We start from the raw sequence: 11,885 nt of genomic DNA, 5'->3' as shown, positions 1-11,885 counted from the left end.
CCGGGGCTCGGGGGGACACACCTGGTCGGTGAGCGATGCGTCGGTGCTGGCCAGCGGATGTATCGTCATGTTCGGAGAGAGCCTTCCGCACGTCAGCGTATGATTTCCACAGCAGATGTCCCTGCATCGGCCTACATGCCCCCACCCCGCTGGCCCCCACTGACCATCCCCAGCCCCCGACCCCCCACAGGAAGTACGCCATGTCTGAACAGCAGAACGTCGTCGTCGTCGGGCTGGGCTACATCGGCCTGCCCACCGCCGTGGTGCTGGCCAACTACGGGTCCCGGGTCGTGGGCGTGGACATCAACGAGACGAACGTGGCCCAGATCAACCGCGGGGAGATCCCCTTCGTGGAGCCGGGCCTCGAGGAGCAGCTCGCCCGCGTGGTGGCCGAAGGAACCCTCACCGCGACCACGCAGATGCCCCACGGGGACGCCTATGTCGTGGCCGTGCCCACGCCGTTCACGGACAACTACGAGGGAGATCTCTCCTACGTGCGGGCGGCCTCGCGCAGCATCGCCCCGCAGCTGCGCGGTGACGAGCTGATCATCCTCGAGTCGACGTCCCCGCCGCAGACCACCCGGAAGATGGCCGAGCACCTCATCGAGCTGCGCCCGGACCTGTCCCTGGACGGGTCCGACGGGAAGCCGGCGATCCACGTGGCGCACTGCCCCGAGCGGGTGCTTCCGGGGAAGGTGATGGAGGAGCTGATCACCAACGACCGCATCATCGGGGGCATGACGCCCGAGGCGACCCGGCGGGCGAAGGCGCTGTACGCGACGTTCTGCGTGGGTGAGCTGCTGGAGACCGACGACGTCACCGCCGAGATGGCCAAGCTCACCGAGAACTCCTTCCGGGACGTCAACATCGCCTTCGCCAACGAGCTGTCCCTGATCGCCGACCGGCTGGGCATCGACGTGTGGGAGCTCATTGAGCTCGCCAACCACCACCCGCGGGTCAACATCCTGAAACCCGGACCGGGCGTGGGCGGGCACTGCATCGCGGTGGACCCGTGGTTCATCGTCTCCTCCGCCCCGGAGGAGTCCCGGCTGATCCGCACCGCCCGGGAGGTCAACGACTCCAAGCCCGACTGGGTCGTGGCCAAGGTCGAGGAGGCCATCGCCGGGATGGACGTCCCCGTGGTGGCCGCGCTGGGCCTGGCGTTCAAGCCCGACATCGACGACCTGCGGGAGTCCCCGGCCGTGGAGGTCACCCGGCGGCTGGCCCGCGACATCCCGCACGGGACCATCCTGGCCGTGGAGCCGCACGTGGCGGAGCTGCCGCCGGCCCTGCAGGGTCTGAAGAACGTGCGCTTCGCCGAGGTGCTGGACGCCATCAAGCACGCAGATGTGGTCGTGCTGCTCGTGGACCACCAGAACTTCACGAGACTGCCCAAGGGCATCCTCGACGGTAAGACCGTCGTGGACACCAAAGGCCTGTGGCGCCAGGCCCGGTTGCCCGTTCCCAGCACGCACACCAGCACCCTGCCGGCCGTGGCCACCACCCGCTGATCCCTTGTGCGGCAGCCGGTATGCGGAACGTGCATGACGAGGCGGGTCCGGACCTCACTCGGTGCTCCATGCTCGCTGCGCCGTTGCGGCGGAGAACGCACCTGAAACCATGACCCGAGAACGGGTTCAGGATCGGACGGGCGACCTCGAGGTGGGATTCAGCGGTCGGCACCGTCACTTCGCACATCCCGGCCGCTCGACACGCTGGCCGCGAGCGCATCATCCGATGCTGAGGAGTACGTCAGCACGTCCAGTGCGACGGAAGCTTCCACCATGAGGTCTCGGAGTGCCTTCATCGATTCTTGCAGTGACCGGAGATCACTCTCCACCGAACCGACTCGACGAAGGCTCTCGCGGATGTCGTTCTCATTCCGGCGCACCAGCTCGTGGGTCCTGGTCACGGACCGGGCGCGGGAGCGCTCCATGGTGTTCTGAGCGAGGAGAATCTTGTTCAAACGTTCGTGGGTGGTGGACTCGAAGCCGGACACCCGCGCCTCGCTCGTATCCAGGCGCTCTGTGATTCCGTCGATCCTGCCGGACAGGTCGTCGGCGAATCCTGGCCTGATGTCTCGCCGCACGGTTGCCAGCGCCTCATGGGTCCGGTTGTCCGCCTTCGCACGGGAGCGTTCCGCATGGAGTTGGTGGGTGTGCACTCGGAGAAGATTCCCTTCGACCTCGCCGAGGCGACCTGAGATGCGTTCGAATTCCTTTTCCTGCGCTGTGAGCAGGCGTTCGACCGCTTGTTCCAGACCGGCGAGCGAGAGCTTGCGCTGCATTCCACGGAGCTGCCTCCGAATGGAGATCAGGACTCCGAGGCTCAGCGTTCCCATCAGTCCGGCCAGGATGACGGCCCACCACGGCACCTGTGGACCCGGAACCACCAGGAACAGTGCGAAAGACACCACCGTTGCTGCGGCCATGGCGATCTCAGAAGTGCGGTGTTTCATGCGGCAATCCACTCCTGGCACGGGATATAGGGGGGTGAAGGCGTTTCTATCCTACGGCAATGCGACGTCATCGCGACGACCGTCGGACAAGCCGGGGACCGCTTCCAGCACGAAGTGCGTTGGGGAGGCGACTCACGCGCGCGTTTGTCCGAGGTGTAGACCTGTGTCCGGTAAAGTGTGGACAGGCCCCCGTATTTGCCCTCGTCAGGTCCCACATCGGAGTGGGCCAGTTCCATGTTGCGCGTGCGCGTGCTCCCGAAGCAAAGCGGTCATTGATCCGCTCCCAGCAGAGGTCGGTTTCGGTTTCGGCACCCCGCGCGGAGACGAGGAATACCCATGAAGGAAGGCACAGGTCCTATGACGAAACTTGCAGTGATCGGCCAAGGATATGTCGGGCTGCCGCTCTCCGAGGCGGCCGCCGACAACGGATTTGAGGTTGTCGGCGTCGATGCGCACCCAGGGCTGGTGGATCAGCTCAATGACGGCCGGTCCCATGTGGACGATCTCAACGACGCCGACATCGAACGCATGCTGGAACAGGGGTACCGCGCCACGACGGATTACGGTGAGGTCGCCGATGCGGATTACGTCGTCATCTGCGTGCCGACGCCGCTCAGCGACGACGGCGGGCCTGATCTGAGCGCCGTCAAGAGCGCGACACGGTCGGTCGCCGGCGTCCTTCGCGCAGGCACGACGGTTGTGCTCGAGTCGACGACCTACCCAGGCACCACGGAAGAGGTGGTCCTGCCGATCCTGCAGGAGTCTGGGCTCGAGTACGGCCAGGATTTCTTCCTCGCCTTTTCGCCCGAGCGGATCAACCCCGGCTTCCCGGAGTTCGGCATCCGCAACACGCCGAAACTCGTCGGCGGGGTGACGATGGAATGCACGGAGAAGGCCACGGCGATGTACCGCCGATTCGTCGACGAGGTCGTGCCGCTCAAGGGAGCGCGTGAGGCGGAAACCGCGAAGCTGCTGGAGAACACGTATCGGCACGTCAATATCGCCCTCGTCAACGAAATGGCCCGTTTCTGCCACGACATGGACATCGACATATGGGAAGCGATCCGCGGCGCGGCGACCAAACCCTTTGGGTTCCAGAAGTTCACCCCGGGCCCGGGTGTGGGCGGTCACTGCATTCCCATCGACCCGAACTACTTGAGCCACCACGTCAAGAGGACACTGGGCTATCCGTTCCGGTTCGTGGAACTCGCGCAGGAGATCAACGAGAAGATGCCGCAGTACGTGGTGCAGCGAGGGGCGGACCTCCTCAACGATGCGGAGAAGTCCGTCAAGGGATCGGACGTGCTGCTGCTCGGCGTCACGTACAAACCCAACATCGCCGACCAGCGGGAGAGCCCCGCAATTCCCGTCGCCAACGGATTCCTGAGCAGAGGAGCGAACGTGTCGTTCTACGACCCGTTCGTGGAGACGTGGCGTCTTCCGTCGGGTGATCTCCCACGAGTGCCGGACCTGGAGGCAGCGGTCCGTGCCGCTGACCTCGTCGTGCTCCTGCAGGATCACCGGAGCTTCGGGTCCGACGACCTGGCCGGATCTTCCGCGGCCTTTCTGGACACCCGAGGCGTGACCGACACCGGTCGAGCAACTCGGCTCTGACTGCTGCCCCTTCCCCTGAAAGAAATGGAACTTGCCATGCGTATTTCGACACTGCTCGCGATCCCCGTCCTCGCGCTGGGCCTGTCCGCCTGCGGCGGCGACACCGCATCCGAGAACGCGGGCGAGTCGCAAGCACCGGCGCCGTCGGTCTCGATCGCGCCCCCCGAAGAGATCGACACCGACCGGGCGCCGGCGGCCGTGGCCGAGGATGCTCTGACAGCGTGGATCTCGGGCAATCCGGCGGACATCACGACTATCACGTCTCCTGACTCGGAGAGCATGTCGGATTGGGACGCAACTAATGCCACTGTGGAGCGGGCCAAGTACGAGCGGGCCTTCGGGGGCTGCTCGATCGGTGATTCCATCGAGCCGGCGAAGGATCTCTCGAAGTACCCGGGCGAGTACTACTGGTTCGCGCTGGAGTGCGGCGGGGACGAGCCCGGTACCGCCATGGTCTCGTTGGACGACGAGAACCGTGTCATCGCGATCGGCGGCAACCCTGAGGCTCCCGAGAAGCAGGATCCCAAGGCCTCCGAGTCCGAGCCCAAGGGCGACGACTCGGGATCCTGATCGATCGATCCAGGGATCAGAGGGGCGGGGCCGATGTCCCCGCCCCTCTTCGGCTTGCGGAGCCCGGTCAGCGGGTGGGCGGCGCCGCGGCGTCGCTCGGAAGTATCCTGCTGTACTGCACCGACGATGGCGGACCACCGGTCGCCGTCGCTTCGATGCGGTCCAGGAATGCCTCCGTGTCCGGGTCGGCGCAACTCTCCACCACCTCGAACGGGTGGTCCCACCACCGGGAGGCGAGCATCCTCTGCCGCACGTCTTCCTCGAACCGCCACCCTATGTGCTTGGCGGGCACCCCGCCGACGATCTCGTACGGCCGGACGTCCTTGGTCACCACTGCGCCCGCCGCGCAGATGGCGCCCGTTCCGATCGTCACGCCGGAAACGATCATGACGCCGTCGCCGATCCAGCAGTCGTGGCCCACGAGCACGCGACGCTTGGGGTTTTCGCTGGCCATCGGCATCCTGCTCCCCGCCGAGTGCTTCGCGAAGAAGGGGGACGTGCTGAAGAGGGACATGTCGTGGTGGCCCAGGCCGATGGAGACCTGTCGTCCGATACTGGCGTAGCGTCCGACCTCGCTGTAGGAGCGGACCATCCCGGAGTTCATGTAGGAGCCAAAGCCCCAGTACGACGTGCCTTGGAGTTCGACCGAGTTGATGCGCACCCCAGGCTCTGCGAACACGGCCCAAGCGCGCCCGATGATGTTCGATACCAGTGCCGCCGGAACCTGCGGGTTCATGCTGTCCTCTCCAGGGCGTCGTTGATGACGTGGACCGTGGTGCGTCGGGGCAGCGGGGTGTGGCCGCCCTTGACCGGATGGTTCAGCTCGTAGGTCCGGTACTCCCCCCGGTGGTGGGGGAAGGACTCCTGGAGCTGCTCCGCGAACTCGAGGTACTGGTCGACCACGTGCGTGACATCGTGGGTGTTCTGGTAGTACACGAACTCGGGACAGCGACCGAGTCGCCGGAAACGCTCGAGGACGCTCAGCCGATACGCGTACTCCTCGGGAATCTGAGACCTGTCCGGCACGCCGAAGCACTCTTGAGCCAGGACATTGATTGCGGACTTGATGTGGTATGTCCGCAGATCTGTCTGTGGAATATCGACCACGGCCCGGGAGCCGGGCAGTTCGGCGGCCATGGCCAGTGACGCGAAAGCACCCGCCGAGCCTCCGTAGAACACGACGTCCTCCAGCGGTACATCGAGCTCTGCCGCAAGCCGGCCCACCGCCCGGCTGAAGAGTGGCACGTAGTCGAGTTCCTGGGTCCCGACCCACCAGCCGCACTCGATGCGCTCCGAGACGTACAGGGTGGGGTCGTTGAGCACCAGTGTTGTTGCCTCGATGTCCGGTGCCCACTTCCAACGCTGGAAGATGGGCAAGGGCTGGTTCTTGCGGCTCAAGGCACTCTGGTTGACAATGACGAGCTTCCGGGTGTCCGGGCGGAGGGTGTACATCGCATCCATTCGAAACCCGAGGGATCGCACGGTGGCCACGCCGCGAGCCGTGCCCTGACGGACGATGTCGGGCAGATCGTGACAGTCGGCACGCGCGCGGGGGAACGGCGGAGTGTCCGGGTTGAAGGGTGAGCCGATCGGTTGCTGAGAGACGAGTCGCTGGAGGTGACCACCCACCTTCAGGCGGAAGTCACGGTCCGAGATGTCGCTGGGCGTCGCCTGGAAAAGACACCGCGGGCGGTGAGTCCTCACCAGGCTCCGGGAGAGGCAGTAGAGGTACCAGTTCTCCGGAAGGTATGAACTGATGCGCACGAGGTCGGGTAGTGCCCGATCCGCAGACATGACGACAAGGACCGCAGCACCGGCTGCCACCGATCCGTCCTCTCGGAGACCGGCGGCCCGCAGTGCGTTGATCTCTCGACTGGCGGTCCGCTCGTAGCGGCTGGTCAGGTCGAGAGGACCGAGATCCTGCGCCGTGATGTAGGCCTCATAGGGCGTGCCGGCCGGATCGATGGTCACGATGAAGTCGAACGTGACGTCGGGAAAATACATGGTGCGGTCTCCCGTGCTCAGCCGCGCTGCGCACGGTGCTTGAGGCCCAGCAGGCGGACGTACATCTGGCCCGCGGTGTTGTTGAGCTCGGAGCTCATGGCCCGGAGGATGCCCGCTTGGCTCTGTGAGCGCCACACGATCGGGTCGTTGTAGAGCGGAGGAAGGATGTCCAGGAGATCGGAGGGCTGGTTCGCCACCATGCCGCCGAGACCGAGGTACTCGGTCAGGGACTGCGGCATGGGCTGGTAGACGACGGGAACGCCGAGGGAGGCGACCTCCATGGGAACCATCTCGAAGGTCGCGTACTTCACGAGGCTCAGCATGATCCGGGTCCTGGAGATACGTTCCGCGAAGTCGTCCGTGAGGAAGGGCCATACTTCGTCGACGTCGATACCGCTCGTGTCGTAGCGGGGCCTGTACTGCTGGAGCGCGTAGAGCGGTACTTCTGGCAGTGCCTGCCGGATCGCGGAGATCCACTCCTTGGCGGGATGGGACAGGAGATAGTCGTCGCTCAGCTTGGCGATGTCGCCCACGAACACGCCCTCCGATTCGCCGAAGGACGCTTGAGGAGCGTCGGGGTAGTGGAGGGTCTTGGGGATCGGGACGAGCAGGTGGCGGATGGCCTGGAGCTGAGGTACCTCGAAGATCGCCTCCGAGAACACCATCATGGTCACCAATCCCGGGAACCGCCGTTCCCACGCGAGCATCTTGGTGCGGATGGCCTCGTACCGGCTCTCTTTGCCGTTGATGGACAGGTTGATGGTGACAGCCCTGCCCAGGGAAGCATGGTGCTCCAGGAGTGCCTCGACCCGAGCAAAGTCCGGACGCTCCGGGTCGCCGACATAGATCATGACGACGTGGGGCTTGAAGCCGTGGAGGTCTTGGGGATCCCCCGTTTCGATGTCCTCCAGATGCACGGAAGCGCCGAAACGATTGAGCGAGTCCACCGTCAGGTGGGACGACTTGAGGATTCCGCCCTTGCGCCACCGCTCCTTGTCCGTCCGGCCGATGACGCAGACGTTGAGAGGCTCTCGAGCGTAGACCGGATCGATGTCACGGGTCCGCCACGGCTGGTGGTCCTTGATGAGGCGGCTCACCGTGGAGGCGACGTCGAGGCCCTCCTTGCCTTCCGTGCGGCCGAGCGACACGGTGGAGATGGATGCGGCCTCCGCCTCGATGGGTTTGGCCCAGTCCTTCTGATGGCTCAGCACCCGCATGGGAACGTCCTGCTCATGGGCTGCGATGGCGAGGAAGGCGTCCGCCATGTTCGGGTGGATGAAATCCTCGAATCCGATGCGGACCGTGGAGGTGTGGAATCCGCACACACCCGTGCCGAGAAGGTGGACGGGCGTGTCGAGGCCGCGCAGAAAGCGGAAACTGAGCACTTTCCGGTACTTGGCGTTGTAGAACTCCTGGAAGTCGTCGGAGAAGATCGAGCCGTGCCACCCGACGACGGCCTTGCGATCGTACCGCTCGATGCCGTCGATGATGGAGTGGACGTGGAACGGCGCGTACTCGATGTCGTCGTCGCAGGTGAGGTAGTACCCCTGGAAGCCCTCGAGGAAGAGGAATTTTGCACGGTCGCCATAGTCCGGTCCGGTGAAATATCGGATGTTGTCGGCCCTGGGGACGTTGTCGGGCACGGCGTCCATGCCATTGAGGTACACGCAGATCTCGTGCGCCTGGACGCGGAGGATCTCGAGCACCGTCGCAAGACCCTTCTCCCGCCCCGGCATGGAGGCGATGCCGATCCTGACCCGGTCGTACGTCCCGCGGGCCGGCTCGGGCAACTGGCGGACACTTCGTCCACTGGCCTCGCGCTCGATGACATCGAGCAGCTCTTCGTCCAGGGAGGATCCATCGATCCGAGCATCGATGGCACGCAGTGCCGCCGACGTGGACCATCTCTCCGGAGCCACCGATTCGAGCCGGTCGGACACCTTCGTGTAGGCCGTGCGGAGAATCGTGTTGGACCGCCGGACGTGCGCCATTTCCTGCAGAAGGGCGGTGTCGTCACGGACTTCGCGTTCGGATACGGCGGTTGCCGCGGCACGGTCCCGCGCGTCGAGAGCCCGGAGCAGCGCGTCTTCCAGGTCCTCCGTCAGCCGCTCCACCTTCCGGCCGACAGACCGTAGTTCCTCGGACTGCCTCGCACCGACCGACTGCAGGTCGTCGGAGTGGCGGGCCCCGACCTCGGAAACGCGCCGCGTCAGATCGTCCACGGCGCGATCACGGTCCCTGTGCGCGAACTCGGAGAGCTCGCGGAGCGCGTCCAGCTTCGCTGAGATCCTGTTGCTGCGTTCCGCATCGGCGTCCCGTGACGTCTTCAGGGCCTGTGCGAGGTCGTGGGACGTCGACTCCCATCGGTCCGTGCTGCGTGCGTGCTGGTCCTTCCCGGTCTCCAGGGCGTTCTCCACCCTTCGGGCCAGTGTCTGGAGCTCGCGCACCACGGCGTCGCGGGCCCCGGCGGTTTCGCTCAAGAGCTGGTCCACCGTGGCCGCCGGTCCCTGAGCCGAAACCAGCGTTTCGAGGTGGTGGAGCGAGGCATCGACGCTCCTCCTCAGGTCGGCGAGCACATCGGCGGTTCCGGAGGTCGGCCCCGAGGCCTCCTGCAGTGCCTCCTTCAGCGCGAGCACCTTCACGCTCGTGTTGTGCAGGCCGTGCGCCATCTCTCGTTGGTGGGTGCGCAGCGACTCCATCAGTGAGCGTTGCGAGGCGTCCTGGTAGGCCACCGGGTTGCTGTCCCGGTGCATGAACACGTAGTTGTCGCTGGCCCCACGGATGTTGACGGTGGTGTACCCCAGTGTCTTCAGGAGCCCGGAGATCTCGTGATAGGCGTGTGGCGTGTGGATCTCGACCGAGAGGATCGGGTGCTGCTCGCCCAGCGTCGTCGTCGCGCCTTTCAGGGTGCGGTACTCGGCTCCCTCGACGTCGATCTTGATCGCCGCCACGCGCCGGTTGCCGATGATCTCGTCGAGGGGAACGCCCGCAATGCCGCCCTGGTCATCCGAGTCTGCCCTGAACGTGCCCCTGTTCGAGGGAATGTTCTGGTGCAGCGAGAGCTGGGCGTGTTCGTCCCAGGTCGCGCAATTGTGCACTTCCACACGGTCGACGACGGAGTTCGCCTCCAGGTTCATCCGCAGCAGCCGGAGGTTGTCCCGCTCCGGCTCGATGGCGATGACCGCGTTGTTGCTGTGCGTGGCGAGATAGACCGAGTGGTTGCCCAGATTGGCCCCGACGTCGACAAGCCAGCCGTCGCCGTCCACAGCTCCGATCAGGAAGTCGAGGAGGTCGTGCTCGTAGAAACGAGCGGTGCGCTTCAGGGTCTGGACGATGTGGTCGTCCGAGTACCCGGTGAACGTGAATGTCCGGCCGGCGGAGGACACGTTGACGGTCTGCAGCTGGGGGGCCTCGGGCATCGTGAGAAACTCGACCTTCATTGATCGTGGGGTGACAGGGCTGAACCGTCGTGGCTGGACGGATCTGGTGCAGGACACGCGTCGCCCGGGGGATCCGGCCTTGTGGGCCGGCTCCGGTGCTTCGACGCTCAGGGGTGGTGCGTGCGACTGGGGTGTCGACTCGGGTCCGCTGTGAGCCGTTTGGGGGACAATCCTTCGTCATCATACTGGTCCGAGCGCGTCCACCCTGGCGGAGCGTGCCGTATGTTGGTCGCCGACCTGCCCCTGGTCCGGGGCTGGGCCGGACGGTCGGTTCAGCGCCCGGCAGTTCCGGGGCTCGGGGGGACACACCTGGTCGGTGAGCGATGCGTCGGTGCTGGCCAGCGGATGTATCGTCATGTTCGGAGAGAGCCTTCCGCACGTCAGCGTATGATTTCCACAGCAGATGTCCCTGCATCGGCCTACATGCCCCCACCCCGCTGGCCCCCACTGACCATCCCCAGCCCCCGACCCCCCACAGGAAGTACGCCATGTCTGAACAGCAGAACGTCGTCGTCGTCGGGCTGGGCTACATCGGCCTGCCCACCGCCGTGGTGCTGGCCAACTACGGGTCCCGGGTCGTGGGCGTGGACATCAACGAGACGAACGTGGCCCAGATCAACCGCGGGGAGATCCCCTTCGTGGAGCCGGGCCTCGAGGAGCAGCTCGCCCGCGTGGTGGCCGAAGGAACCCTCACCGCGACCACGCAGATGCCCCACGGGGACGCCTATGTCGTGGCCGTGCCCACGCCGTTCACGGACAACTACGAGGGAGATCTCTCCTACGTGCGGGCGGCCTCGCGCAGCATCGCCCCGCAGCTGCGCGGTGACGAGCTGATCATCCTCGAGTCGACGTCCCCGCCGCAGACCACCCGGAAGATGGCCGAGCACCTCATCGAGCTGCGCCCGGACCTGTCCCTGGACGGGTCCGACGGGAAGCCGGCGATCCACGTGGCGCACTGCCCCGAGCGGGTGCTTCCGGGGAAGGTGATGGAGGAGCTGATCACCAACGACCGCATCATCGGGGGCATGACGCCCGAGGCGACCCGGCGGGCGAAGGCGCTGTACGCGACGTTCTGCGTGGGTGAGCTGCTGGAGACCGACGACGTCACCGCCGAGATGGCCAAGCTCACCGAGAACTCCTTCCGGGACGTCAACATCGCCTTCGCCAACGAGCTGTCCCTGATCGCCGACCGGCTGGGCATCGACGTGTGGGAGCTCATTGAGCTCGCCAACCACCACCCGCGGGTCAACATCCTGAAACCCGGACCGGGCGTGGGCGGGCACTGCATCGCGGTGGACCCGTGGTTCATCGTCTCCTCCGCCCCGGAGGAGTCCCGGCTGATCCGCACCGCCCGGGAGGTCAACGACTCCAAGCCCGACTGGGTCGTGGCCAAGGTCGAGGAGGCCATCGCCGGGATGGACGTCCCCGTGGTGGCCGCGCTGGGCCTGGCGTTCAAGCCCGACATCGACGACCTGCGGGAGTCCCCGGCCGTGGAGGTCACCCGGCGGCTGGCCCGCGACATCCCGCACGGGACCATCCTGGCCGTGGAGCCGCACGTGGCGGAGCTGCCGCCGGCCCTGCAGGGTCTGAAGAACGTGCGCTTCGCCGAGGTGCTGGACGCCATCAAGCACGCAGATGTGGTCGTGCTGCTCGTGGACCACCAGAACTTCACGAGACTGCCCAAGGGCATCCTCGACGGTAAGACCGTCGTGGACACCAAAGGCCTGTGGCGCCAGGCCCGGTTGCCCGTTCCCAGCACGCACACCAGCACCCTGCCGGCCGTGGCCACCACCCGCTGA

Annotated in this window: 8 protein-coding genes; 4 read left to right on the top strand and 4 right to left on the bottom strand. The window is 65.8% G+C overall.

All coding sequences use genetic code 11. The features are described 5' to 3' along the window. Nucleotides 1–200 precede the first annotated feature (200 nt). Nucleotides 201–1,511, top strand: a complete 1,311-nt coding sequence (gene wecC / locus ACH9EU_RS06060) for a UDP-N-acetyl-D-mannosamine dehydrogenase (protein WP_396412914.1) — start codon at nt 201–203, stop codon at nt 1,509–1,511. 158 nt (nt 1,512–1,669) lie between these two features. Here the strand turns inward: wecC (ACH9EU_RS06060) and ACH9EU_RS06055 are convergent, their stop codons facing one another. Further along, on the bottom strand, nt 1,670–2,458 hold the full coding sequence (locus ACH9EU_RS06055; RefSeq protein WP_396413043.1) for a hypothetical protein: 789 nt from the start codon (nt 2,456–2,458) through the stop codon (nt 1,670–1,672). A 336-nt stretch (nt 2,459–2,794) separates the two neighbouring features. On the opposite strand from ACH9EU_RS06055, the gene ACH9EU_RS06050 reads away from it, so the two are divergent. Beyond that, a complete protein-coding gene (locus ACH9EU_RS06050) occupies nt 2,795–4,072 on the top strand; it encodes a nucleotide sugar dehydrogenase (RefSeq protein WP_396413042.1) in 1,278 nt (425 codons plus the stop codon). Nucleotides 4,073–4,096: 24 nt separating this feature from the next. Beyond that, on the top strand, nt 4,097–4,642 hold the full coding sequence (locus ACH9EU_RS06045; protein WP_396413041.1) for a hypothetical protein: 546 nt from the start codon (nt 4,097–4,099) through the stop codon (nt 4,640–4,642). Between the two features lie 67 nt (nt 4,643–4,709). Here the strand turns inward: ACH9EU_RS06045 and ACH9EU_RS06040 are convergent, their stop codons facing one another. The 3 genes from ACH9EU_RS06040 to ACH9EU_RS06030 are packed head-to-tail and all read right to left on the bottom strand — an operon-like array spanning nt 4,710 to nt 10,086. Continuing rightward, entirely contained in the window at nt 4,710–5,378 is a 669-nt protein-coding gene (locus ACH9EU_RS06040; protein WP_396413040.1) for a CatB-related O-acetyltransferase, read from the bottom strand. Then, nucleotides 5,375–6,646: a prolyl oligopeptidase family serine peptidase gene (locus tag ACH9EU_RS06035; RefSeq protein ID WP_396413039.1), complete on the bottom strand. Its 1,272-nt coding sequence runs from the start codon at nt 6,644–6,646 to the stop codon at nt 5,375–5,377. The genes ACH9EU_RS06040 and ACH9EU_RS06035 overlap by 4 nt, the downstream gene beginning before the upstream one ends. Before the next feature lie 17 nt (nt 6,647–6,663). Continuing rightward, nucleotides 6,664–10,086 carry an FkbM family methyltransferase gene (locus tag ACH9EU_RS06030; RefSeq protein WP_396413038.1) on the bottom strand — a complete coding sequence of 1,141 codons (3,423 nt, stop codon included), beginning with the start codon at nt 10,084–10,086 and terminating at the stop codon, nt 6,664–6,666. Between the two features lie 488 nt (nt 10,087–10,574). On the opposite strand from ACH9EU_RS06030, the gene wecC (ACH9EU_RS06025) reads away from it, so the two are divergent. Next, nucleotides 10,575–11,885, top strand: a complete 1,311-nt coding sequence (wecC, locus tag ACH9EU_RS06025) for a UDP-N-acetyl-D-mannosamine dehydrogenase (RefSeq protein ID WP_396412914.1) — start codon at nt 10,575–10,577, stop codon at nt 11,883–11,885.

Origin of the sequence: Kocuria rhizosphaerae (assembly GCF_044462265.1) — a bacterium.
Taxonomy (GTDB): domain Bacteria; phylum Actinomycetota; class Actinomycetes; order Actinomycetales; family Micrococcaceae; genus Kocuria; species Kocuria rhizosphaerae.
This window is presented reverse-complemented; position numbering and strand designations above follow the sequence as displayed.